Origin of the sequence: Amycolatopsis plumensis (genome assembly GCF_042652605.1) — a bacterium.
Lineage (GTDB): Bacteria > Actinomycetota > Actinomycetes > Mycobacteriales > Pseudonocardiaceae > Amycolatopsis > Amycolatopsis plumensis.
Window position 1 is genome coordinate 7,407,687 of sequence record NZ_JBHSJY010000001.1, and the last position, 24,360, is coordinate 7,432,046.

The 24,360-nt window shown below is 75.4% G+C and carries 18 protein-coding genes and 1 pseudogene; 9 read left to right on the forward strand and 10 right to left on the reverse strand.

All coding sequences use genetic code 11. The annotated features are described in order from the left end of the window. Positions 1–24: 24 nt before the first annotated feature. Positions 25–1,689 (forward strand): PucR family transcriptional regulator, encoded by a 1,665-nt coding sequence (locus ACFPLC_RS35850; RefSeq protein ID WP_378236043.1) that lies wholly within the window; start codon positions 25–27, stop codon positions 1,687–1,689. Positions 1,690–2,059: 370 nt separating this feature from the next. Beyond that, positions 2,060–3,985: an elongation factor G gene (gene fusA, locus ACFPLC_RS35855; protein ID WP_378192428.1), complete on the forward strand. Its 1,926-nt coding sequence runs from the start codon at positions 2,060–2,062 to the stop codon at positions 3,983–3,985. A 254-nt stretch (positions 3,986–4,239) separates the two neighbouring features. Here the strand turns inward: fusA and ACFPLC_RS35860 are convergent, their stop codons facing one another. Beyond that, on the reverse strand, positions 4,240–5,439 hold the full coding sequence (locus ACFPLC_RS35860; RefSeq protein WP_378192430.1) for a cysteine desulfurase-like protein: 1,200 nt from the start codon (positions 5,437–5,439) through the stop codon (positions 4,240–4,242). Between the two features lie 49 nt (positions 5,440–5,488). Continuing rightward, on the reverse strand, positions 5,489–5,707 hold the full coding sequence (locus tag ACFPLC_RS35865; RefSeq protein WP_378192432.1) for a hypothetical protein: 219 nt from the start codon (positions 5,705–5,707) through the stop codon (positions 5,489–5,491). 95 nt (positions 5,708–5,802) lie between these two features. On the opposite strand from ACFPLC_RS35865, the gene ACFPLC_RS35870 reads away from it, so the two are divergent. Beyond that, positions 5,803–7,053, forward strand: a complete 1,251-nt coding sequence (locus ACFPLC_RS35870) for a glycosyltransferase 87 family protein (protein WP_378192434.1) — start codon at positions 5,803–5,805, stop codon at positions 7,051–7,053. Here the strand turns inward: ACFPLC_RS35870 and ACFPLC_RS35875 are convergent. Continuing rightward, positions 7,004–7,438, reverse strand: coding sequence for a DUF4383 domain-containing protein (locus ACFPLC_RS35875; protein ID WP_229902662.1), 435 nt, complete (start codon positions 7,436–7,438; stop codon positions 7,004–7,006). The two genes, ACFPLC_RS35870 and ACFPLC_RS35875, sit on opposite strands and share 50 nt — an antisense overlap. A gap of 82 nt (positions 7,439–7,520) precedes the next feature. Here ACFPLC_RS35875 and ACFPLC_RS35880 point away from each other — a divergent pair, with 82 nt between their 5' ends. Next, positions 7,521–7,982, forward strand: coding sequence for an SRPBCC family protein (locus tag ACFPLC_RS35880; protein WP_378192436.1), 462 nt, complete (start codon positions 7,521–7,523; stop codon positions 7,980–7,982). Here ACFPLC_RS35880 and ACFPLC_RS35885 read toward each other — a convergent pair. After that, a complete protein-coding gene (locus tag ACFPLC_RS35885) occupies positions 7,952–9,148 on the reverse strand; it encodes an FAD-dependent oxidoreductase (RefSeq protein ID WP_378192438.1) in 1,197 nt (398 codons plus the stop codon). The two genes, ACFPLC_RS35880 and ACFPLC_RS35885, sit on opposite strands and share 31 nt — an antisense overlap. Then, complete coding sequence (locus tag ACFPLC_RS35890) at positions 9,145–9,585, reverse strand: nitroreductase family deazaflavin-dependent oxidoreductase (RefSeq protein WP_378192440.1); 441 nt, start codon at positions 9,583–9,585, stop codon at positions 9,145–9,147. Before ACFPLC_RS35890 ends, ACFPLC_RS35885 begins: the two co-directional genes overlap by 4 nt. A 54-nt stretch (positions 9,586–9,639) precedes the next feature. Here ACFPLC_RS35890 and ACFPLC_RS35895 point away from each other — a divergent pair, with 54 nt between their 5' ends. Together ACFPLC_RS35895 and ACFPLC_RS35900 are read left to right on the forward strand one after the other, a co-directional pair. Beyond that, complete coding sequence (locus tag ACFPLC_RS35895) at positions 9,640–10,098, forward strand: MarR family winged helix-turn-helix transcriptional regulator (protein WP_378192442.1); 459 nt, start codon at positions 9,640–9,642, stop codon at positions 10,096–10,098. A 10-nt stretch (positions 10,099–10,108) separates the two neighbouring features. Further along, positions 10,109–10,702, forward strand: a pseudogene (locus ACFPLC_RS35900) (cryptochrome/photolyase family protein); the annotation flags it as partial. A gap of 757 nt (positions 10,703–11,459) precedes the next feature. Here ACFPLC_RS35900 and ACFPLC_RS35905 read toward each other — a convergent pair. From ACFPLC_RS35905 to ACFPLC_RS35920, 4 genes are read right to left on the reverse strand one after another with little or no spacing between them, the layout of a single operon-like run. After that, positions 11,460–13,064, reverse strand: coding sequence for an MFS transporter (locus ACFPLC_RS35905; protein WP_378192444.1), 1,605 nt, complete (start codon positions 13,062–13,064; stop codon positions 11,460–11,462). Continuing rightward, entirely contained in the window at positions 13,055–17,770 is a 4,716-nt protein-coding gene (locus tag ACFPLC_RS35910) for a beta-ketoacyl synthase N-terminal-like domain-containing protein (RefSeq protein WP_378192446.1), read from the reverse strand. Before ACFPLC_RS35910 ends, ACFPLC_RS35905 begins: the two co-directional genes overlap by 10 nt. After that, positions 17,767–19,476: a fatty acyl-AMP ligase gene (locus ACFPLC_RS35915; RefSeq protein WP_378192447.1), complete on the reverse strand. Its 1,710-nt coding sequence runs from the start codon at positions 19,474–19,476 to the stop codon at positions 17,767–17,769. The genes ACFPLC_RS35910 and ACFPLC_RS35915 overlap by 4 nt, the downstream gene beginning before the upstream one ends. 13 nt (positions 19,477–19,489) lie before the next feature. Beyond that, a complete protein-coding gene (locus ACFPLC_RS35920) occupies positions 19,490–20,143 on the reverse strand; it encodes a hypothetical protein (protein ID WP_378192449.1) in 654 nt (217 codons plus the stop codon). A 75-nt stretch (positions 20,144–20,218) separates the two neighbouring features. Between ACFPLC_RS35920 and ACFPLC_RS35925 the strand changes: the two genes are divergently transcribed. The 3 genes from ACFPLC_RS35925 to ACFPLC_RS35935 all read left to right on the forward strand — a co-directional run bounded on the left by ACFPLC_RS35925 (position 20,219) and on the right by ACFPLC_RS35935 (position 23,320). Continuing rightward, positions 20,219–21,196 (forward strand): alpha/beta hydrolase, encoded by a 978-nt coding sequence (locus ACFPLC_RS35925; RefSeq protein WP_378192451.1) that lies wholly within the window; start codon positions 20,219–20,221, stop codon positions 21,194–21,196. Then, on the forward strand, positions 21,193–22,023 hold the full coding sequence (locus ACFPLC_RS35930; protein ID WP_378192453.1) for an SDR family NAD(P)-dependent oxidoreductase: 831 nt from the start codon (positions 21,193–21,195) through the stop codon (positions 22,021–22,023). The genes ACFPLC_RS35925 and ACFPLC_RS35930 overlap by 4 nt, the downstream gene beginning before the upstream one ends. 88 nt (positions 22,024–22,111) lie before the next feature. Next, complete coding sequence (locus ACFPLC_RS35935; protein WP_378192454.1) at positions 22,112–23,320, forward strand: glycosyltransferase; 1,209 nt, start codon at positions 22,112–22,114, stop codon at positions 23,318–23,320. Here the strand turns inward: ACFPLC_RS35935 and ACFPLC_RS35940 are convergent, their stop codons facing one another. After that, positions 23,321–24,310, reverse strand: coding sequence for a YdcF family protein (locus tag ACFPLC_RS35940; RefSeq protein WP_378192456.1), 990 nt, complete (start codon positions 24,308–24,310; stop codon positions 23,321–23,323). Between the last annotated feature and the right edge of the window lie 50 nt (positions 24,311–24,360).

The following is a 24,360-nucleotide window of genomic DNA, read 5'->3' on the forward strand; positions in this document are numbered from 1 at the left end:
CGGCGGCGCGCCTAGCTTCAGGAGGTGCTCGTTTCCGTGAACCTGCGCTCGCACACCGGCCTGGGCCGCGTCCTCGACGACCTGGGCGGCACGCTCCTGGACCTGGTGCTCGGCGACGGCGACCGCCCGGGCGGCATCGGCGGCGTCGCCATCCACGATCCGCTCGACGAGCCCGCGCTGCCGCAGAACGCCCTGGTGCTGGGCGTCGGCCTCGCCGAACCGGACGAGGTCGTGCGGCAGCTGCGGACGCTGGCCCGCCACGACGCCGCCGGGCTCGTGGTGCGCGCCCCGGTCACGGTGACCGCGGCGGTCACGGCCGCCGTCGAGGAGACCGGCGTCGCCCTGCTGAGCCTCGCCCGGGGCGCCTCCTGGGCCCAGCTCGCCGCCATGCTGCGGTCGCTGCTGGCCGAGGGCGACGTCGGCGACGCGCAGCCGGAGACGCTGGCCGGGCTGCCGTCGGGTGACCTGTTCGCCGTGGCGAACGCGATCGCCGCGCTGATCGACGCGCCGGTCACCATCGAGGACCGGCGCTCCCGCGTGCTGGCCTTCTCCGGGCGGCAGGACGAAGCCGACCCTTCGCGCGTCGAGACCATCCTGGGGCGGCAGGTGCCCGAACGGTTCTCCCGGATGCTGGCCGACCGCGGGGTGTTCCGCGAGCTCTACCGCAGCGACCAGCCGGTCCACGTGGACCTCTCCCCGGACATCCCGGAGGGAATCTCGGTGCCGCGGGTCGCGGTCGCGGTCCGGGCCGGCGACGAGGTGCTCGGCTCCATCTGGGCCGCGGTGCGCGAACCGCTGACCGCCGACCGGACGCAGGCCCTGTGCGACGCGGCCCGCGTGGTGGCGCTGCACCTGCTGCGCGTGCGGGCGGGCGCCGACGTCGAACGGCGGCTGCGCGCGGACCTGCTGAGCACCGCCCTCGAAGGCGGGCCCGCGGCGCGCGAGGCGCTGAGCCGGCTCGGCCTGGCCGACCAGCCGGTCGTCGTGCTGGCCCTCGCGGTGCTCGGCAACGGCACGGCCGACGCGGAGCTCGCCGCCGACCGGCAGCGGCTCAGCGACGGGCTGGCGATGCACCTGAGCGCGGTGCACCCGCGGTGCGCCGCGGCGCTCGTCGGCGACACGGCGTACGGGCTGGTGCCGGTGACCCGCGACTCCGGCGCCGAGCAACGCGCCCTGCGGATCGCCACGGACTTCCTGGACCGCGTCGGCGACCGCGTCCGCGCGGTGGTCGGCATCGGCCCGGTGGCACGCAGCGCGGCCGAGCTGCCCGAAGCCCGCGGCAGCGCGGACCGGGCGTTGCGGGTCCTCCGGTCGGGCAGCGGCGCCGGCCGCCGGGTCGCGCTGCTGGCGGACGTGCACGTCGAAGCCCTGCTGCTGGAGCTGCAGGACCTGGTCGCCGCCCGCGGCGACCGCCCGACCGGCACGGTCGCCCGCCTCCTCGACTACGACGCGCAGCACCACGCCCACCTGGTCGAGACCCTCCGGGCCTGGCTCGACGCCTTCGGCGACGTCATCGCGGCCTCCGCGGCGGTCCACGTGCACCCGAACACCTTCCGCTACCGCCTGCGCCGCCTCGCCGAGGTCGGCGGCTTCGACATGACGGACCCGGAAGCCCGGTTCGCCGCCATGCTCCAGCTCCGCGTGGTCGCCCCATCACCCCGTGAGCAGAAGGCCGACACGCGTGATTGAGGGGTCGACACGCGTGATCGGAGCGACGACACGGCGGAGCCCGGGGCCGCCCGGCGTGTCGTCCCCACTCTCACGCGTGTCGGCTTCCTGATCACGCGTGTCGACCTCCCGCGCACAGCGAAAATGCGTTGGCGGGCGGGGTGAGCGTCGCTAGCCTTCGGCGGAACCTGTCCACCGCGGCGATCGAAGGGAGCCGGACGTGCGTTGTCGCGTTGCTGTCGCTCCCCGGTCGCGGTCCGAGGTGATCCTGGTGTCTCCGCGTTCCCGGTGCCTGCCGCGCGGCTCGCACCGGACTCCGTGACGTCCTCCTGAAAAGACCGTCGCGGGGAATCGCGCCGCCCTGATCACTTCGTCCGCAAAGGACAAGCTCGTGCGCATTCACCTCGTCCGCAACCTCGGCATCCTCGCCCACGTCGACGCGGGCAAGACCACCGTCACCGAACGGATCCTCCACCGCACCGGCGCCACCCACAAGACCGGCGAGGTCCACGACGGCACCACCGTCACCGACTTCGACCCGCAGGAACGCGACCGTGGCATCACCATCTTCGCCGCGGCCGTCAGCTGCACGTGGGCCGGCCACCGGCTCACCCTCATCGACACCCCCGGCCACGTCGACTTCACCGCCGAGGTCGAGCGCTCCCTGCGGGTGCTCGACGGCGCCGTCGCCGTGTTCGACGGCGTCGCCGGGGTCGAGCCGCAGAGCGAAACCGTGTGGCGGCAGGCCGACCGGCACGGCGTGCCGCGGATCGCGTTCGTCAACAAGCTCGACCGCGCGGGCGCCGACCTCGACGCCGCCGTCGCTTCGATCCGGGCGCGGCTGCACCCGGCGCCGCTGGTCGTGCAGCTGCCGATCGGGCGCGAGGACGGCTTCACCGGCGTCATCGACCTGCTGCGCTTGCCGGAGGACGCCTCGGCCGAGGCCCGGCGACGGCGCCGGGTCCTGGAGGAGGCCGTCGCCGAGCTGCACCCGGTGGCCCTCGACGAGTTCTGCGCCACCGGCACCATCACGGCGGAGACCCTCGAAAAGGCGCTGCGGGAGCTGACCCTCAGCGGCGAGGGGCTCGTCGTGCTGTGCGGCGCGGCCTACCGCGACCGCGGGATCGAGCCGCTGCTCGACGCCGTCGTCGCGTACCTGCCCTCGCCCGCCGACGTCCCGCCGGTGCGGCCCGACCGGCCCGCCGACCCGGCGGCGCCGCTGGCCGCACTCGTGGTCAAGGTCGTCTCGACGGCCACGGGACGGCTGACCTACCTGCGGGTGTACTCGGGAACGCTGCGGAAGGGAGACCACGTGACCGATGCGGGACGCACCGAACGCGTCGCGCGCGTGCTGCGGGTGCAAGCGGCTCGGCACTCCGAAGTGGACAGTGCGGTGGCCGGCGACATCGTCGCGGTGGCCGGGCCCAAGGCGGCGCGCGTCGGCGCCACCCTCTGCGCGCCCGGCGCCCCGGTGCTGCTGGAGCCGCCGGTGACGGCGGACCCGGTGGTCTCGGTGGCAGTCGAGGCCCGGCGCGACGGCGACCGGCTCACCTCGGCGCTGGCCCGGCTGGCCGAGGAGGACCCGTCGCTGGTCGTGCGGGTCGATCCGGAGACCGGGCAGACGGTCCTGTCCGGGCTGGGCGAACTGCACCTGGAGGTGGCGGTGGAGAAGCTGCGGCGGGACCGCGGCCTCGAGGTCGCGGTGGGCCGTCCTTCGGTGGCGTACCGCGAGACGGTGGTCAGCGGAGTGACCGGGCTGGTCTACCGCCACGTCAAGCAGGACGGCGGGGCGGGCCAGTTCGCCCACGTGGTCCTCGACGTGGCCCCCTTGGAGGGGGGCTTCGAGTTCGCCTCGGCGGTCGTCGGCGGCCGGATGCCGCGGGAGTACGTCCGCGCGGTCGAGGCCGGCTGCCGGGACGCCCTGGAAGAGGGACCGCTGGGCGGGCACCCGGTGACGGGCCTGCGCGTGACGCTGACCGACGGGGCGACGCACCCGAAGGACTCGTCGGACCTGGCGTTCCGCACGGCGGGCCGGCTCGGGCTGCGGGAAGCGCTGCGGTCGTCGGTGCTGCGGCTGCTCGAGCCGGTGGCCGAGGTCGTGGTGACGGTTCCGCCCGACGCGGTCGGCGGCGTGCTCGGCGACCTCGCGGCCCGCCGGGGCCGGGTGGCCGGTTCGGTGGTCCGCCAGGGCACGGCGGTGGTGACGGCCACGGTGCCGGTGGCGGAGCTGTTCGGCTACGCGACCCGCTTGCGCAGCCGCACGCAGGGCCGCGGCACGTTCACGGCTCGCCCGGTGGGCTTCGCGCCGGTGCCGTGAGCCGAGGGTGGCGAGCTGGAAGTGGGTCCAGTTCGCCACCCGTCCTCAGCCGTGCGCGAGTCACGTCCACGGCTCGCCCGGTGGGCTTCGCGCCGGTGCCGTGAGCCGAGGGTGGCGAGCTGGAAGTGGGTCCAGTTCGCCACCCGTCCTCAGCCGTGCGCGAGTCACGTCCACGGCTCGCCCGGTGGGTTTCGCGCCGGTGCCGTGAAAGCCAGGGTGGCGAGCCGGGAGAAACCCCGGCTCGTCACCCGCCTTCAGCCGCGCGGGAGCGACGCCACCCCGGCCAGCAGCCGGTCCACGTCGTCCTCGGTCGTGTACGGGGCGATCCCCGCCCGCACCGCCCCCGCGTCGCCCAGCCCCAGGTGCCGCGAACACTCCAGCGCGTAGAAACTCCCCGCCGGAGCGTTCACCCCGTGCGCCCCCAGGTGTTCGTACACCGCCTGCGACGCCACGCCGTCCACCGAGAACAACACCGTCGGGGTCCGGTGCCGCCCCGGCGCCCCGTACCGCGTGACCCCCGGCAACGCCGCCAGACCACCGTCGAGCCGGGCCAGCAGCGCGTTCTCGTGCGCCTCCAGCTCCGCCATCGACGCCCGCAACCGCGACCGGCGCGATCCCGTTCCCGGCACGAGCCCGGCGAGAAAGTCGATCGCCGCGGTGGTGCCCGCCAGCAGCTCGTACGGCAGCGTGCCCAGCTCGAACCGCTCCGGCACCGCGTTCGTCGAGGGCAGCAGCTTGTCCGGGTGCAGCGTCTCGAGCAACGCGGGCGCCGCCGCGACCACGCCGAGGTGCGGCCCGAGGAACTTGTACGGCGAGCACGCGTAGAAATCCGCTCCGAGCGCCGTGATTTCCACGAAAGCGTGCGGGGTCAGGTGGACGCCGTCGACGTACAGCAGCGCGCCCGCCGCGTGCACCTCGGCCGCGATCGCCGGGATGTCCGGGCGGGTGCCCAGCAGGTTCGACGCCGCCGTCACCGCGACCAGCCGCGTCCGGTCCGACAGCAGCCCGCCGAGCGGCGCGAGTTCCCCGGTGGCCGAGTCGAAATCCGCCCAGCGCACGGTCGCGCCGGCCGCCGCCGCGGCCTGGACCCACGGGCGGATGTTGGCGTCGTGGTCGAGGCGGGTCACCACGACTTCGTCGCCGGGACCCCACTTCTGGGCCAGCGTCCGGGAGAAGTCGTAGGTCAGCTGCGTCATGCTGCGGCCGAAGACCACGCCGGCCGGGTCGGCGGCGAGCAGGTCGGCGACGGCGTGGCGGGCTTCGGCCACGACCGCGCTCGCCCGGCGCTCGGCCGCCGTGACGACGCCGCGGTTGGCGATCGCCGCGCACAGCGTGCCGGCCACCGCGTCCCCGACGACGTCGGGGACCTGCGAGCCGCCCGGTCCGTCGAAGTGGGCCGCGCCGCCGTCGAGGGCGGGGAAGTGCGCACGGATCGTCTGAACGTCGTAGGTCACGCCGCCAGCATGCCGAACGGCGGCCACCCGCCTCAAGATCCCGGGGTGGTCAGCGGTTGCGCGGGTGCTCCCGCGCCCGGCGCTCGTTGCCGTGCTTGTAGTTGCCGGTCGCCCGGGCCATCAGCAGCTGCTGGTCGTCACCCCGCGCCACCGCCGCGAGGAACCGGGCGGCGGCGGCCCCGCGCAGCGTGCCCGCGGGACGGCCGTGGTGGGTGATCGTCACGGTGCCGCGTTCGTCGCGGTAGGCGAAGCCCGCCGGTGTCCCCATGCGCCCAGGGTGGCACGCGCGGCAACCGGTTTTCCCGGGGTCGCTTCGGGGGTTTCCCGGATGGTGCCCGGGCCGGGACCCGACAGAATGCCAGGGTGACCGGAGGGGGAGCACGGGTGCGGGCGTGGCTGGGGAACAAGTACGTGCCGGCGGGTGCGCAGCTGCTGGTGCTGGCGGCGGTGCTCGTGTCGTACAACGGCGGCCGGTGGCGCTTCCCGGCCTACCGCGTCGACCTGGACGTCTACCGGCTCGGCTCGACGGCGCTGCTGCACGGCCAGGCGCTGTACGGCACACTGCCGCCCACCGGTGACGGCCAGTCGCTGCTGTTCACCTACCCGCCGTTCGCGGCGATCGTGCTGGCCCCGCTGGCGCTCCTGCCGTACTGGGCCGCCTGTCTCGGCCTCACCCTGCTGACGCTCGGGGTGCTCGCGGCGGTCCTGGTGACCGTGCTGCGTGCGCTCGGCGCGCGGTGCGACTGGCGGCGGGTCGCGGCGCTGCTGCTGGCCGCCGAGGTGCTGGAGCCGGTGCTGCGCACGCTGTACGCCGGGCAGCTCGACCTGCTGCTGCTGGCGCTGGTCGTGCTGGACGTACTGGGGGACCACCCCCGCCTGCCACGTGGCCTGCTGATCGGGCTCGCCGCGGCGGTGAAGCTGACCCCGGCGGTGTTCCTGCTGTACTTCCTGCTCCGCCGGGACACCCGGGCCGCGGTGACCGCCGGGGTGACCTTCCTGGCCGCGACGGCGCTGGGCTTCCTGCTCGCCGGCGCCGACTCGGTGCGGTACTGGACGGGCGCGCTGTGGGACACCGGCCGCGTCGGCGAGCCGACCTACGCCGGCGACCAGTCGCTGCTCGGGCTGCTGGCCAGGGCGGGGGTGCCGGCGGAGGCGCGGACGGCGTGGTGGCTGCCGCTGGTGGCGGTCGTCCTCGTGCTGACGGCGTGGGGCATGCGGCGTGCGCTGGCCACGGGGGAGCGGACCGTCGCGCTCGGTCTCAACGCGCTCGCCGGGCTGCTGGTCTCGCCGATCTCCTGGACCCACCACTGGGTCTGGGCCGTGGTCGTCCTGCTCGGCTGGGCGGAGCTGGCCCGCCGCACGCGGCGGCGCGGGCTGGCGGTGCTGGCCGGGACGGGTGCGGTGCTCTTCGTCGCCGGGCCGCAGTGGTGGTGGCCGCGGGGCGGGGAGGTGGAACGGCACTGGAACTCCGTCCAGCAGCTCACCGGCAACGGCTATGTCCTCTTCGGACTCGCGGTGCTGCTCACGGCGGTGCTGGTGCGGTTCCCGCGGCGGGACGAGCCGCTCAGCGACGTCGTGCCGGCCCGCGCCGGAGCCAGCCCCCTCCCAGGATGAGCATGGCCGTGCCGAGCGCCAGGTCGAGGCAGACGCCGGCGGTGTTCCACGGGAGCGTGTCGGTGATCGCCGACGGCAGCGGGAGCAGGCCGGCGAAGCCGGCCACGACGTAGCAGGCACCGGCGACGACCAGGAACCGCGCGGCCCAGCGCGACGAGCGCGTGCAGAACACCGCGGCGGCGCCGGTCAGCAGGTGCACCAGCGTCCACACCCCGGAGACGGCGAGCACGCCGAAGAGCACGCGCGGACCGCCCCCGTCCGCGACCCCGGCCATCAGCTCCAGCGCGGCGAGGACGAGGAAGAGCAGGCCGATCAGCATGCCCATGCCCTGCACGGGGGCGGGGCCCCGCCGGGGTGCCCGGGTCTCGGGTTCGGTGGCCGTCATGCCTTCGGGGTTCCCCGCGCGAACCCTTTTAATGCACCGCATCAGGGGTATCCGGGCACGATTCCGACGACGAGGAGTGAAAATGACCGAGTACCGCCACAGCGCGACCGCCGACATCCCCGCGGACGAGCTGTTCGCGTTCCTGAGCCACCCGGAGAACCTGCCCCGGTACTTCCCGCAGATGAAGGTCGCCGAGCCGCAGGGCGGGGACAGCGTCCACGTCGAGGCCGAGGTGCACGGCCACCGCGTCGCGAGCGAGGCGTGGCTGCACACCGACCCGGGCACCCGGTCGCTGACGTGGGGTGCCGAAGGCCCCGACGACTACCACGGCGAACTGCGCATCCGCGAAGACAGCCCGGCGACCTCGGAAATCACCGTGACGCTGCACAGCGTCCGCGAAGCCGACGGGGACGAGGTCCAGCAGGGCCTCGAGCGCACGGTCGCCGCGATGACGCACGCGGCGTCCGCCGACGCCGACGTCGAGGCCGCCGAAGGCCAAGGCGGCTGGACCTCCTACGACGACAAGAGGGACTCGTCGAGCTGAGGCGGGAACGGTCCGTACGCGTTGCCGCGGGCGCCGCGGGTCCGCACCGCGGGCACGGCGAACAGGTACTTGAGCAGCTTCGGCGGCGCGGTGCCCCGGCCGCGGGCCCTGGCGGCGGCCGCCCGCCGCTCGACCCGCACCTGGTCGGCCTGGACCCGCTCGATCGCGCGGATCCGGTCGGCCTGGACGCCCGCGAGGTCGGCCGGGGTGACGCCGCCGCGGCGGAAGGCCGGGACCAGCCGGTTCGCCGCGGCGACGGCGTCCTGGATCGCCATCAGGATGCCGTTGCCGCCGACCGGGGAGATGACGTGGGCGGCGTCGCCGAGCAGCAGGAGGCCGGGGCGGTGCCAGCGGTCGACGCGCGAGATGTCGACCGACAGCAGCGTCGTCTGCGAGAAGTCCGTGAGCAGGTGGGCCCGGTCGGCCAGCCACGGCACGCGTTCGCGCACGAACGCCCGGATCGGCTCGACCCCGCGTTCGCGCAACGCCGGGTACGAGCCCTTATCGATGCTGTAGCCGACCTGCCAGTCGCGGACGCCGCCGAGGACGCCGATGTAGGCGTCGCGCCCGAAGTAGAGGTCGAGGTCCGCGTCCGGCGGGTCGCCGGGGGAGCGGGGCAGCCGGAACCAGAGCAGGTCGGTGGTGGCGCCCAGCGGCCGGGCTTCGAGCCCGGCCAGGCGCCGCACGGTGGAGAAGCGGCCGTCGGCGCCGACGACGACGGACGCGGTGAGTTCGCCGCCGCGGTGGCGGACGCCGGTCACCACGCCGTCGTCCTCGAGCAGCCCGGTGACCTTGGCGTTGGTCCGCAGCGTGAACGAGGGGAGCTCGCGCGCGCGTCCGGCGAGGAAGTCGAGGAACCGCACCTGCGGCATCAGGGCGATGTACCCGAACGGGGTGCGGAGGCGGTCGTAGTCGGCGGCGCGGTAGACGCCGTCCGGGGTGTGGAAGCGGAACGAGCGCGCCTTGAAGTGGTCGAGGGCCAGCAGGTCTTCGGCCAGGCCGAGGCGGTCGAGCAGTTCGAGGGTGTACGGGTGCAGCGAATCGCCGCGGAAGTCGCGGTCGAAGTCCGACCGCGCCTCCAGCACGGTGACCTCGATCCCGGCGCGGGCGAGCAGGTAGCCGAGCAGCAGCCCGCCGGGACCGCCGCCCGCGATCGCGACGCTCACGAGACCGCGGCCGACAGGCGGAACACCGCCATGCCGGGCAGGTGCTCGAGGATCTGCGCGGGGGTCGCGTCCTGGGGGACCGGGAACGCCCGGATCGCCCACGGCACCGACATCGCGGCGAGGTATGCGGCGACCACCGCGGCCGCCTCCTCGCCGGCGGCCGGGTCCGCCCGGCGCTCCTCGCGGTGGCCGCCGGACAGCAGCGCGCACTCCGGCGTGGCCAGGAGGTTCTCCACCCAGTCGCGGTCCCGGACCGGCGAAACGAGGTACTGACCGCCGTCGTGCGCCACCACGGCCAGGGGTACGCGGCGCGGCTCGCCGGAGCGGCGGCCACGGGTCTCGACGACCCGCAGGGCGTACCCGCCGTCCGGTGGGGTTTCGGCGGGCGCGTCGATCAGCTTCGCGGTCATTTCGGCGTTCATCGCTCGGACGTCCACGAAGTCCACGGTAGCAAAACTAGCTAGATTGTCTAGCTAACTTAAAATGACCGGGTGGAAGACAGTCCCGTCGCCCTGCGGGTGAACCTGGCCCTGCGTGAGCTGCTCGCGCTCGCCCACGACGTGCAGGTCGCCCTGGCCCGGCGGCTCGGTCTCGGGGCGACCGACGTGCAGGCCCTGCAGCACCTGGCGGCCGGCACGCCGATGGGCACCGTGGACCTCGCCCACGCGCTGAAGATCCGGTCCGCGTCGGCGACGGTCCTGGTCGACCGGCTGGAGGCGGCCGGGCACGTCCGCCGCGACCCGCACCCGCGCGACGGACGGCGGGTCACCCTCGTCGTCAGCGAACCGGCGCGGGCCGAGGTCCGGGCCGCGCTGGCCCCGCTCGTCGACGCCATCACCCGGTTGACGGACGGATTGCCGCCGGGGCAGGCGGAGGTGGTGGCGCGGTTCCTCGGTGACACCACGGAGATCCTCCGTGCTTACGCTGCGGAGCCGCCGGAAGCGGGTTAGCGTTCGGCGCATGCGAGACGAGCCCGCGCTGTGGCTGTTCGCCGACCAGCTCGGGCCGCACTTCCACGGCACACCCGGCCACCGGAACCGGGACGTGCTCCTGATCCGGTCGGCCGCGGCCTTCGCCGCGAAACCGTTCCACCGGCAGAAGCTGCACCTGATCCAGGCCGCGCTGTACCGGCTCGCCGCCGACCTCGGCGACCGCGTCACCCTGATCGACGCGCCCGACTACCGCACCGGGTTGCGCCGCTTCGGGCGTCCGGTGGTGGTGCACGAGCCGACGTCGCACGCGGCCGACGCCTTCGTCCGCCGGCTGCGCGACGAAGGTACCGTCACCGAAATCCTGCCGACGCCCGGGTTCGTCCTGTCCAAAGAGGACTTCGCTGCCTGGGCGGCGGGGCGCACCCGGTTCGTCATGGAGGATTTCTACCGCGACCAGCGCCGGAAGTTCGGCGTCCTGCTCGAAGCCGACGGCGAGCCCGCGGGCGGGCGGTGGAACTACGACCACGACAACCGGCAGCCGCCGCCGAAGGTCACTCGGCTCGACGTGCCCGCGCCCTGGCACCCGCGGGAGAACGAGATCGACGAGCGGGTCCGCGCCGAACTCGACGCGGCCGAACGCGCCGGGAGGATCCACCCGGTCGGCGTGGACGGGCCGCGGCAGTTCGCCGTCGGGCACGGCGAAGCGAACCGGGCGCTGCGCCGGTTCCTCGACCACCGGCTCCCCGCCTTCGGCCCGCACCAGGACGCGATGCTGACCCACGACTGGGCGATGGCGCACGCGCTGCTTTCGGTTCCGCTGAACCTCGGGTTGCTCGACCCGCGCGAGGTCGTGCGGCGGGCCGAGCAGCGGTACCGGGCCGGTGAGGCACCCCTGAACAGCGTCGAAGGGTTCGTCCGGCAGGTGCTGGGCTGGCGGGAATGGGTCTGGCACCTGTATTGGCACCAAGGGCCGGACTACCTGCGCCGCAACGCCCTGAACGCCCACCGCGAACTGCCGGGTTGGTGGCGGACGCTGGACGCCGACGCGGTGGAGGCGGCGTGCCTGCGCACCGCGCTGGCCGGCGTCCGCGACCGCGGCTACGCCCACCACATCGAACGCCTGATGGTGCTCGGCAACCACGGGCTGCAGCGCGGGTACGACCCGGCCGAGCTGACCCGCTGGTTCGCCACCGCCTTCGTCGACGGCTTCCCCTGGGTGATGCCGGCGAACGTGGTCGGCATGAGCCAGTACGCCGACGGCGGGCTCGTCGCGACCAAGCCGTACGCCGCCGGCGGCGCGTACATCAACCGGATGAGCGACCACTGCGGCGGCTGCGTCTACGACCCGAAGAAGCGGACGGGCCCGGACGCGTGCCCGTTCACCGCGGGGTACTGGGCGTTCCTGGACCGCAACGCCGGACGGCTGCGGGGGAACCACCGGATGCGCCGGCCGTTGAGCGGCCTCGAGAGGCTCGCGGATCGCGCCGAAGTCGTCGCCCGCGAAGCCGAGCGAGAGCACTTCTGATCGTATAACGGCCTATACGGCCACGGTCGAGCGAAACCAAAGTCGCCAAGGTGAACAAGCCACCGGCAACGGCCGCGGCGGCCTGGACGCTCGCGGTGCAGGCCGCCCGGGCCGCCGCGAGGAGCTCGGCCGCCTGCGCCAGCCCGTGCGACGCCGCCTCCGCCTGGGCCGGACCGGCCAGTGCCAGCCGGTGCACCGCGTCCGGCACGCCGGGCGGCACCACCAGGTGCGCGGCGTAGACGGCGGCGGCCAGCGAGCCGAACGCCGTCGTGCCCAGGCCGGCGCCCAGCTCGTACCCGGTCTTCTCCACCGCGGCCGCACCACCCGCCCGGTCGGCCGGGGCGGCCGACAGGAGCGTGTCCGTGCTCGACGTCACCGCCAGAGCCATGCCCAGGCCCGAGCCGACGAGCGCGCCGCCCAGCCACCACGGCGACGGCAGCCCACCCGCCGCCGGGATGGCGAGGGACGCCGCCGCGAGCGCGAACCCCGCCGTGCGGACGCGGGTGTTGCCGAACCGGTCCAGCAGCCGCGGAGCCACCACGCTGCCCACCGCGGACGCGCCGAGCACGAGCAGCAGCCGTTCCGCGGCGGCCACCGGGGAGAGGCCGAGCACGACCTGCAGGTACTGGGCGAGCAGCAGGCCGAGCCCGACCAGGGTGCTCATCACCAGCAGCACGCCGGCGGCCGCGCCCGGCACACCCGGCCGGCCGAACAGCGTCAGATCCAGCAGGGGAGCTTCGGCTCTCCGCTGGCGCCGGACGAACAGCCCGAGGAGGACGCACCCGGCCGCTCCCGCCGCGAAGCCGCCCCCCGACGGCCCGACGGCGAAGGCGAGGCCGAGCACGCCACCGGCCGCGAGCACCGCGCTGAGCGCGTCCCACGGCTCGCCGCCCCGTGGGCTGCGCGGCAGCCACCGCAGCGCCGCCACGACCGCGGCCAGGATCACCGGCGGGTTGACCAGGAACGTGGCCCGCCAGCCCCACGCCTGGACGAGCAGGCCGCCGAGGACCGGCCCGAACACCGACCCGGTGCCGGCGATGCCGCTGCACACCGCGATCGCCGTGCGCCGCCGCCGCCGGTCCGGGAACAGCTGCCGCAGCAGCGCCATCGTCACCGGCATGATCAGCGCGCCGCCGACGCCGAGGGCCGCGCGGGCGGCGAGCAGGGCCGGGACGCCGGGGGCGAGCGCGCAGGCGAGCGAGGCCACCCCGAACACCGCGTAGCCGGTGACGAGCACCCGCCGCCGTCCGAAGCGGTCGCCGAGCGTGCCGGCCGGCAGGAGCAGCGGCGCCGCGGTGAGCGGGTAGATCGCCACGATCCAGACCTGGGCGGCGGCGCCGGGCCGCAGCTGCCGGACGAGGTCGGGCAGCGCGACGTGCAGCACGGTGGCGTCGACCGCGACCAGGAAGAGCCCGGCGCCGAGCACGGCCAGCAGCGGCCCGGTCCGCGTCACGGCCACAGCCGGTCCGCCAGGTGCCGGGCGACGACGTCGACGTGCGGCGGGTCGACGACCGACAGGTGGTGGGCGGGGACCGGGACGATCTCCAGTCGCGGGCACAGCGGCGCCCACCCGGCCGCGAGGTCGGTGCGGGAGTACCGCGGTTCCATGGCGAGCCCGGCGGCGTAGAGCTCGGTCGCCCGGTACAGCACCACGCGGCCGTCGTAGGGGCGCGGTGTCCCGCGTTCCGCGGCCAGAGTGTCCAAAAAGGACTGGCGCTGGTGGCGGAGGACGCCGGGGCTCAGCAGCCCGGCTTCGGCGACCCGCCGCATGGTGAGTTCGATCTGCTGTTCTTCGGGCAGGGGCGCGAGTTCGTCGTGGCCGAGCCGGACGGTCCGGCCGTAGGTGCCTTCGACGTAGCCGGTGAAGCGGAGGAACCGCCGGGCCGACGACGCGCGCGGGTCGAGGTCCGGTTCGGGCAGCGGCAGCATGGTGTCGATGAGCGCGACGAGCTCGACCGGCTCGCCCTCGTCCGCGAGCCGGGTGGCGAGGCCGTAGGCGAGGGCGCCGCCGAACGACCAGCCGGCGAGGCGGTAGGGGCCGTGGGGCACGCGGGCGCGGACGAGGGGCAGGAGCCGTTCGACACGTTCTTCGATGCCGGCGCCGGGCACCCGTTCGAAGCCGACGCAGGGCACGCCGGCCGGGAGCCGGTCGAGCAGCGGGCGGTAGACGGTGCAGGTGCTGCCACCGGGGTGGAACAGCAGGAGGGGCGCGGTGCCGGCGTCGCCGGGTTTGAGCAGGTGCACGGGCCCGCGTTCTTCCCGCGTGTCGAGCAGCGCACGGGCCACGTCGGCGACGGCGGCGAGGGAGTCGTGCCGGAGCAGGTCCGCCGGGTCGACGGGCGTGTCGAGTTCGGCGGCGAGGCCGTCGGCGAGCAGCCGGGCCAGGCGGTCCGGATCGGCGGTGCCGGTGAGCCGCACGTGCGGGCCGGCGGCATCGGTGCCGGTGTGCTGCCGCCAGAGCCGCAGCACGAGCCGATCGGCGGCGTCCCAGGCCCGGCCGCGAGCGGGCGGTTCGTCGCCCCGGGGAGCGAGATCCCGGTTGAGGTCGGCAAGAGTGGCCCCGCGCAGCACGGCGGCGGGATCGGGTTCGGCGCCGAGTTCCCGGCGGACGGCTTCGCGGATCCGGTTCGCCATGAGCGAGTCGAGCCCGAGTTCGACGAGGGGGACGTCGGGGTCCAGGCGGTCGGGGGCGAGCCCCATGATCGCGGCGACGATGCCGGTGAGCCGCTCGGCCGGGGACGGTGTCGCGGGGGCGGTGGTGCCGCTCGGCGTTGGCGCCTGGGCGGCGGTTGGTGCCGCCGGGGGTGCGGCGGCTTGAGTGGCTTGGCTTGGTGTTGCCGCGAGTGCGGCGGTGTCGCCCGGTGCTGGCGCCGGGGCGGCGGCTTGAGTGGCTTGGCTTGGTGTTGCCGCGGGGACGGCGGCGCCGCTCGGCGTTGCCGCCGGAGGTGCGGCGGTGAGGTGGCTGGCCCGGGTTGGCGTGGCTGCCGGGTCGGCGGTGCGTGCCGCCGTCGGTTGCGTGGCCTGGCCCGGTGCTGCCGCGAGCCCGCTGCGCGCCGCCGTCGTGGCCGGTTCGGGCTCGCCGCCGTCGGCCGTTCCGGTGGGGCGCAGGCCCGTCTCCGTGTACCAGTGCCGCTCGTGGCGCCACGGCATCGGCGGCACGTCCGTGAGGCGGGCGCCGTCGTCCGGGTGCGTCAGCGTGATGCGGGTGCCCGCGCAGTACAGCGTCGCCGCGGCGGCGGCGAAGGCGCGGACCTCGTCCTGGCCGCGGCGCAGGGTGCCGGTCACCACCGCGTCCGCGATCCCCGCCGCTTCCAGCGTCCGGGTCAGCGAGCCCCGCAGGATCGGGTGCGGGGCGATCTCGACGAACACGCGGTGGCCGTCCGCGGCCGCCGCCGTGACGGCCTGCCTGAACCGGACCGGGCGGCGCAGGTGCGCGGCCCAGTAGCCCGCGTCGAAGTCCGGGAGCTCGCGCGGGTCGGTCAGCACGGTGTCGTACCAGGGCACCAGCGGCCGCCGTCCGCCCAGCTCGGCCAGGGCGTCACGCAGGGCACCGAGGACGGGTTCGACGCCCGCGGAATGCCCGGCGACGCCGACCGGCAGCCGTCGCGCGCTCCGCCCGGCGGCTTCGAGCTCGGCCACGAGCCGGTCGAGCACGAGCGCGTCGCCCGCGACAGTCACCTGACCCGGCGCCGAGTCCACGGCCAGCTCGACGCCGGGGTGCGCGTCGAGTTCGCCGGGCGTCAGTTCCACCGCGGCCATCGCGCCGCCCGGCTCGACCGTGCCCAGCAGCCGGGCGCGGGTGGCGACCAGGTGGACGGCCTCGTCCGCGGTCAGCACCCCGCCCACGACGGCGGCCGCCGCGGACCCGAGCGAGTGCCCGAGGACGGCGGCGGGCCGGACCCCGAGCGCCTCCCACCGCGCGGCCAGCGCGACCTGGGTGCCGAAGATCGCCAGCTGCGTTTCCGCCAGCGACCGGGGAGCGGCGCCGGTGAGCAGCGACCGCAGCGACCGGCCGCCGTGCTCGGTGAAGGGATCGCCGAGCTTGTCGACCTGGGCGGCGAAGGCGGGTTCGGCGGCCAGCAGGTGACGGCCCATCCCGGCCCATTGCGACCCGTGCCCGGAGAAGACGAAGACGGGCCCGTCCCCACCGACGGCGACACCGGCGAAGGCACCGGCGGGCAAGGGATCGGCCCCCTCGCCGAGGGCCCGCAACAGCCCGGCGAGCTCCCGATGATCCGCGGCGACGACGGCCGCCCGGTGCCGCCCGGAGTCATCCCGGCGGAAGAGGGTGTGGACGACATCGGCGAGCGAGCTGCGACGCCCGGCGGGCGAGTCCAGCCACGTGGCGAGCTGCGCGGCCCGTTCGGTGAGCCGGTCGCGGGTCCGGGCGGAAAGCACCCCGATCCGAACCCCGTCGGCGGGAGCCGGGATCTCGGCTCCCCGCTCGCCGCGCCCAGCCGGGATGTCGGTCACCTGCGGCCCGGTGTGCCCTGTGGCGCTCTGCGGCCGGGCGTGGTTTGCCGGGGCGGCGGCCCGAGGCCCGCCGCGGCCTGCGGGAGCTGCCGCGGCCAGCGGCGCGCCGTCCCGTGCAGACGCTGCGGTCCCCTGCGGCCCGCCAAACCCTCCCGGGTCCGCGGCAGCGCGCCGCTCGCCGTGGTCCGGGGCCGGGGGTGTCGCCTCCTCCAGCACCACGTGCGCGTTCGTCCCGCCGAACCCGAACGCCGACACGCCCGCCATCGCGCGGCCGGTGTGGCGGGGCCACCGGGTCGGCTCCGTCACCACCTTCAGGCCCAGCGCCTCGAACGCGATGTGCGGGTTCGGCTCCGCGAAGTGCAGCTGCGGCGGCAGCACGCCGTGCTTCAGCGCCAGCACCACCTTGATCAGCCCGGCGATCCCCGCCGCCGCCTCCGCGTGGGCGATGTTCGTCTTCACCGAGCCGATCAGCAGCGGCGCACCGGCCGCGCGGTCCGCTCCCAGCACCGCGCCCAGCGCCCGCGCCTCGATCGGGTCGCCGAGCAGCGTTCCCGTCCCGTGTGCCTCCACGTAATCCACAGTGGAGGGACGCACGCTCCGGTACGCCTCCCGCAGCATCTCCTGCTGCGCCACCGGGTTCGGCGCCGCCAGGCCGTGGGACCGGCCGTCGGAGTTGACCGCCGAGGCGCGGATCACCGCCAGGACGCGGTCGCCGTCGTATTCGGCGTCCGCCAGGCGCTTGAGCACCACGACGCCGCAGCCCTCCGCACGCGCGATGCCGTCCGCGGCCGCCGAGAACGTCTTGCACCGGCCGTCGCCCGCGAGCAGGCCCGCCGCCGCGAACGCCGCCGTCGGGCCCGGCAGCAGCATCAGGTTGACCCCGGCCGCCAGTGCCAGGTCCGCGTCGCCGTCGCGCAGCGCGCGCACCGCGTGGTGCACCGCGACCAGCGAAGACGAGCACGCCGTGTCCACCGCCATGCTCGGCCCGCGCAGGTCGTAGACGTACGACAGCCGGTTGGCGGCGATGCTGCCCGCCGCGCCCGTGGCCGTCCACAGGTCCGGTGCGCCGCCGGTCATCGTGAGGTGGCCGTAGTCGTGGGTCGCGATCCCGGTGAACACGCCGGTCCGGCTGCCGCGCAGCGACGACGGCGCGATGCCGGCGTCCTCCAGCGCCGCCCAGGTGACCTCCAGGAGCATCCGCTGCTGCGGGTCCATCGTCGCCGCTTCGCGGGGCGTGATGCCGAAGTGCTCGGCGTCGAACCCGGTGACGTCGTCGAGGAACCCGCCGAGCACCGGGGCGGCCTCGGCGCTCCAGCGGCCCGGTGGCGCGGTCCGGACGGCGTCCCGCCCTTCGCACAGCAGGTCCCAGAACTCGCCGGGCCCGTCCGCGCCGGGGAACCGGCAGCCCAGGCCGACGACGGCGACCGGGTCGGTCCCGCGGCGGTCCGTGCTCCGCGGGACGTCCGGCTCGGCGGACCCGGTGAGGCTGCGGACGAGGTGGTCGATGGTCGGGCTTTCCCACAGGAGCGTGGCCGGCAGCCGCCGGCCGAGGCGTTCCTCGAGGTCGGCGGCGATGCCGACGGCCTGGCGGGAGGACAGGCCGTAGTCGCCGAGCGGGCGGTCGGGCTCCGCCGTGACGCCGGTGTGCTCGGCGACGGTGTCCAGGAGCCAGCGGCGCAGGGTCTCGTTCATCGCGCCAGTGCCTTTCCGTAGTCGCCGGCGAGGTAGCGGTCGCGGCAGGCGCCGCGCGCGATCTTGCCGCTGGACGTGCGCGGGACCCGCCCGGACGGCACGAGCAGCACGTCCCGCAGCGCGAGCCCGTGCGCGTCGGAGACCAGCCGCCGGATCGCGGCGGTGAGGGCGCGTTCGGCGGGTTCGGCCAGGTCCGCGTGCGCACGGTGTTCGGCGACCACGACGACGGCCTCGGTGTCGCCGCCCGCGACGGCGAAGGCGGCGACGCTTCCGGGGCGGATCCCGGGGTCGGCGGACGCGGCGGTCGCTTCGACGTCCTGCGGGTAGTGGTTGCGCCCGTCGACGATGATCAGGTCCTTGATCCGGCCCGCGATGTACAGCTCGCCGTCGTGGCGGACGCCGAGGTCGCCGGTCCGCAGCCACGGCCCCTCGGGCAGGCCGCCGGCCAGCCGCGCGCCGAACGTTTCCGTGCTGTCCAAAGGTTTCTGCCAGTACCCGTCACCGACGTTGGGCCCGTGCACCCAGATCTCGCCGACCGAGCCGTCGGGCAGCACGGCCGCGGTGTCCGGGTCGACGAGGGCGACGAGCTGCCCGGCCGGGGTGCCGCACGCGACGAGCCGGACGCCGTCCCCGGCCGGGCGTGCCGTGCCGGTCGCGAGGGCGTCGCGGTCGAACGTGGTGATGCGCGGGGCCGCGGCCGGGCCGGTGGTGACGAACACGGTGGCTTCGGCCAGGCCGTAGGCCGGCCGGGTCATCTCCGGCCGGTAGCCGGCGCCGGCGAAGGCGGTGTGGAACCGGTCGAGGACGTCCGGGTTGATCGGCTCGGCGCCGTTGACGATCGCGGCGACGCGGCCGAGCCGCAGCCGTGCGCGGTCGGCCTCGCGGATCCGGCTCGCGCAGTAGTGGAAGGCGAAGTTCGGGGCGGCGCTCCAGCTGCCCGCGTGGTCGCCGAGCAGCTCCAGCCAGCGCACCGGCCGCTCGATGAACGCCAGGGGGTCCATCAGCACCGAGCGCAGGCCCAGCGCCAGTGGCGTGAGCAGGCCGAGGACGAGCCCCATGTCGTGGAACAGCGGCAGCCACGAAACCGTGGTCGCCGCGGCCGGGTCGAGGCCGAGGCCGCGCACGGCCTGGGTGACGTTGGCGAGCACGTTCGCGTGGGTCAGCACCACACCGGCCGGGCTGCGGGTCGAACCGGAGGTGTATTGCAGGTAGGCGACGTCGCCGGGCGCCGGGGTGGGCGCCGGCCACGATGACACCGGGTCCGGGCGGTCGACGGCGACGACGGCGACGTCCCGGCCGAGGAACTCCTCGACGCCCGGCCGGGCGGCCGCGGTGGTGACGACGGCCGTCGGCGCGCAGTCGGCGAGGACCGCGGCGAGCCGGCCCGCGTGGCCGGGCAGGCCGGGGTCGAACAGCGGCACCGCGATCGCGCCCGCGGTGATCGCGGCCAGGAACCCGACGACGTAGTCCGGGCTCTGCGGGCAGAGCACGGCGACGCGGTCGCCCGGCGAGACCGGCAGCGCGCCCGCGGCGGCGTCGACGCGGTCGGCCAGCTGCCGCCAGGTGAGGCTGCGGCGCCGCCCGGCGGGGTCGGTGGCGAAGTCGGCGAAGGTCAGGGCGGGGGCGTCGGGGGTGGTCGCCGCCCAGTGGCGCAGGCACGCGGTCAGGGTGTCGCCGCCCACCGCCGGGAAGGTCTCCTGGGACATGGGGTTCTCCTTGCTAGCGGCCCAGCCGTGGGGCGGCGTGCTGCCACGCGGCGACGGCCAGGGTGTCGAGGTCGAGGTCGGTCGCTCCGGCGTCGCGGAGCAGGACCAGCACGCCGTCGGCGGCGATGGCGACGGTGCGCAGGCGCAGGCCGGGTTCCGGCCGGCCCGGCAGGGTGAGGACCTGCTGGTAGGACAGGGTTTGCGCGCCGGGAACGGCCGGCCCGGTGCCGACGGTCGTTGTCGATTCCGTGGGCAGGTCCTGGTCGTCGACGGTGACGCGCGCGCAGCGGCGTGCCTGCGCGGCCCAGGCGGTGAGGTCGGGCGGGTGCGGGGTGCGCGCGACGAGCTCGGACAGCTGCCCGCCGGGTACCGCCGTCTGGAATCCCTGGCCGCTGACGCCACCCGGGCTCAGCAGCCGGCCGTGGACGACGTCGGTGCAGCCCCCGTCGTCCCGTCGGTCCGAAGTGGACAGCGCGGTGGCGACGTCGAAGACGTCGCGCGCCGCGGGAGGCGCGGGGATCGTCTCGGTGGGCAGCAGCGCGGCCGGGGGCACCGCCGGTGGCGGGGGAGCGGGGACCGCCGTGGCGGGTTTCGCCGGGGAAATGGAGACCACGGCCGCGGCGGCGATCAGGATCGCGACCGGGGGAAAACGAATTCGGGCAGCCATGAATAACCCTTCCGGGAGCATTCTCGAGGGAGGTGCGGCCCCTTGCGCTGGAACCCTTCGCCGGGGCGCCTTTTTGTGAGGTGGTTCACGGCCTTGGCGGCCGCGGGGTGCGTGCTGCCCGGCGCCCCCGCCGCGGCCGCCGTCACGGACACCAGGGCCGACGACGGCTCGCACGTCGTGGCCCAGACCACTGTGGACGGTGACCCGCGAGTGCTGGATCTGACCGTGCGCTCGGTCGGGGTCGGGGGGTACGCGATGGTCCGGCTGATCCTGCCGGAGCACTGGGCGGACCGGCGCTGGCCGGCGATCTACCTGCTCGCCGGGGAGACCCGGCTGCAGGACTACCGCGGCTGGAGCGCGAACACCGACGTCCGGCGGCTCGCCGACGACGCCGGCGTCCTGGTCGTCATGCCCGGATCGGGGTCCGCGGGGTTCTTCAGCGACTGGTGGAACGACGGCAAGGACATCGCGCTCAACCAGTGGGAGACGTTCACCGCCGTCGAGCTGCCGCAGCTGATCGACCGCGGCTACCGGGGAGACGGCCGCCGCGCGGCCGCCGGCCTGTCCCTCGGCGGGTACGGCGCGATCGAGCTCGCCGCGAGACGGCCGGGGGTGTTCCGCTACGCGGCCTCCTACAGCGGCAACCTGAACCCGGCCGGTCCCACCGGCGAGCTGCTGACGAGCGCGATCATCGCGTCGGCCCGCCTCGACCCCGAAGCGCTGTGGGGCGATCGGCGGCGGGAGGCGGCACGCTGGGAAGCGCACGATCCGGTGGTGAACGCGGACCGCCTGCGCGGCACCGAGCTGTACCTTTCGGCGGGCAACGGGCTGCCGGGCCCGCTCGACGCGAAGCTGCCGATCGACGTGCTGCCCGGCGCGATGCTCCTGGAGTTCCTCTGCGGCGCCCAGACGACGGCGATGGCCGGCCGGCTGCGCGCTCTCGGCGTCCCGGCGACGGTGGATCTGTACGGGCCGGGCACGCACCAGTGGGCGTACTGGCAGGAGCAGCTGCACAAGACGTGGCCCAGGATGCTGCAGGTGCTGGCGTCGTGAAACCGTCCTATGTGGTCACGGGCGCGGCGGGCGGCATCGGCCGCGCGTGCGTGGCGGAGCTGGTCCGGCGCGGCGCGCACGTGTGGGCGAGCGTGCGGACCGACCACGACGAAGCGGAACTCTCGCGTGCCTACGGCGAAGCCGTCACGGTGCTGCGCATGGACCTGCGCGACGCGGAGTCGATCGCCCGGTGCGGCGAGCGCGTCGCGGCGGCGGGACCGGTGCGGGGCCTGGTGAACAACGCCGGCCTCGCGCGGCCGGGGCCGTTGGAGCACGTGCCGCTGGAGGCGTTCCGGGAGCAGCTGGAGGTGAACGTGACCGGCCAGCTGGCGGTGACGCGCGCGATGCTGCCCGCCCTGCGGCGCGCGGAAGCGGCCCGGGTGGTGACGATCGGCTCGATCGGCGGCCGGATCGCGGGGCCGATGGTCGGGCCGTACCACACGTCGAAGTTCGCGCTGGTCGGGTTGACCGACAGCCTGCGCGCGGAGCTGGCCCCGGAGGGCATCCGGGTGGTGCTGGTCGAGCCGGGAGCGGTGGCGACGCCGATCTGGCCCCGGGCCCGCGCGGCGGCCGAGCAGGTCCGGGCGGGCCTGTCGCCGGCGGCACTGGAGAGGTACGGAGAGCAGCTGGCGGCGGCCGAGCGCAGCGCGGCCCGGTCGGCGCGAACGGGGGTGCCGCCGAGGCGCGCGGCGGAGACGGTGGTCCGGGCCCTGACGACCCGCCGCCCGGCACCGCGCTATCTGGTGGGTGCGGACGCGCGGTTCGCGGCGGTGCTGGCCAGCCTGCCGTTCCGCTTGAGGTACCACCTGACGGCGGCGAAGCGGTGAACGGGCAGGTCGCGGGCCGCTGGTCGTCCGGGGTCGCGGTGGCAAGTCCGTCGTTCCGGTCGCGGCACCTCCTGAAGGCGGCGAAGCGGTGAGCCGCCTGGTGGTGATCGTCGCGCCCGGTTCGCGCGGTGATGTTCAGCCCTGCGTGGCCCTCGGGCGGGGTCTGGCCGCCGCCGGGGATCGGGTTCGCGTGCTGGCCGCTCCCGGGTTCCGGAGCCTCGCCGAATCGCACGGGCTCGGCTTCGCGCCCCTCTCCGCCGACCCCGCCGCGATCCTCGGCTCCGCTGCCGGGCAGGCCTGGACCGCCGGGCCCCGACGGCGGTTCCTGTCCGGGCTGCGGGCGGTCCTCCGGCCCGTGCTCGACCGGCTCCTCGCCGATGTCCACGCCGGTGCCGCCGGGGCCGAGCTCGTGCTCGCCCCTTCACTCGGCTTCCTCGGCGCGCACCTCGGCGCCCACTTCGGCGTGCCCCATGCCGAACTGCACTACCAGCCCAGCGTCCCCACCCGAGCCTTCGCCCACCCGCTCCTGCCCGGCGCCGCCCGCCTCGGCCCGTGGGGACGCCACCTCAGCTTCACCGCCGTCGACACCCTCGCCTGGCAGGTCCTGCGCCCCGAGATCGACCGCTGGCGCGCCGAAACGCTCGGCCTCCCCAAAGCCGGGCCACGCGGGCCGCAACGACGATCACCCGTGCTGTGCGGGTTCTCCGACGCCGTCGTCCCACGGCCGCCGGACTGGCCCGCCCGCGTGCACGTCACCGGCTACTGGTTCCTCGACACCGCGAACCCGCGCCCGGACCCCCGGCTGCGCGACTTCCTCGCCGCCGGGCCGCCGCCGGTGTACGTCGGCTTCGGCAGCATGCAGCCGGAAAACGCCGAGCGCACGTTCGACGTGGTCCGGAAAGCGTTGCGCCGGACCGAGCTGCGCGGCGTCCTCGGCGCCGGGGTCGACGACGATGACCTGCTGGTCGCCGGGGACGTCCCGCACGAGTGGCTCTTCCCGCGCACCGCCGCCGTCGTCCACCACGGCGGGGCCGGGACCACCGCCGCCGGGCTGCGGGCCGGGGTGCCCACGCTGGTCTGCCCGGTCTTCTCCGACCAGCCCTATTGGGGCGACCGGGTGGCGCGGCTCAGCGCCGGCCCGAAACCACTGCCGCTCGCGCACCTCGACGTCGACGTGCTGACCGCGCGGCTGCAGGAGCTCACGGAAAACCCGCTGTTCCGGCGCGGCGCGCAGTACGTCGGTGCGCGCCTGCGAGCCGAGGACGGCGTCGCCCACGCGTGTTCGGTGCTCGGATAGTCAGGCGAAGAGCGCCAGCGCGAGGCCGCCGCCGACGATGAGCACGCAGGCCGCGATCGTCGTGCGGCGGTAGTGCAGGATCAGGGCGGCGAACTCGCGCAGCAGCGCGCTCGGCAGGAAGTACCGGGCCGTCGGCGAACCCGTGGCCTGGAACGGCAGGCCGAGCCGGCGGCACTCCACCGCCGTGCGGAACACGTGGTAGTTGCTGGTCACCGCCACCACGCGACGTGCGCCCTCGGGCAGCAGCGCGGCCGAGAACCGGAGGTTCTCCTCGGTCGTGCGGGCCCGGTCCTCGCGGCGGATCCGGTCGTCCGGCACGCCGCGGTCCCGCAGGTAGGCGTGCATCGCTTCGGCTTCGGTGACCGTCTCGCCCGGTCCGCGCCCGCCGGAGACGACCAGCAGCGGCGGCACCGGTTCCCGGGCTTGGAGCCGCAGCGCGCGTTCGAGGCGCCCGGCGAGCAGCGGCGGCACGCGCTCGCCGTCCAGGCCGCAGCCGAGCACGATGATCGCGTCGAAGCCGCTGCGGCGCCCGATCCGGCTGTACACCACGGAGTACACCAGCAGCGACAGGAACAGGAACCCGAAGTAGCCGGCCAGCACGGCCGCGATGGCGACGAGCGCCGAGCCCCACCGGCCGAGCGGCGCGAAGGCCAGTGCCTCCAGCGCGAGCAGCCCGGCGCCGAGACCCAGCGAGAGCAGGTTCCCGGCGCTGCGCCCTTCCCGCCGCCACATCCGCACGCCGTTGGCGATGAGGGCGGTGGGCAGCACGAGCGCGACGAGCACCGCCACGACACCGAGTAACCCGGCCAGCACCGGCGTCAGCCACTCCAGGTGCAGTGCCGCGCGCAGCAGCCACAACGCGGTGAGCAGCAGCGCCAAGCCGAGCCAGACGGCGTTGCCCAGCCGCCGCGGTTCGCGCGCCAGCCGGGCGGCGAACACGACGAGGGCCACCCCGGCGGCGACCGGCAGCACCGCACCGGCGACGTTCACCCCGGCCTCCTCCCCATGCGGGCTCCAACCTAGCCGGACGGCCCTCGGAA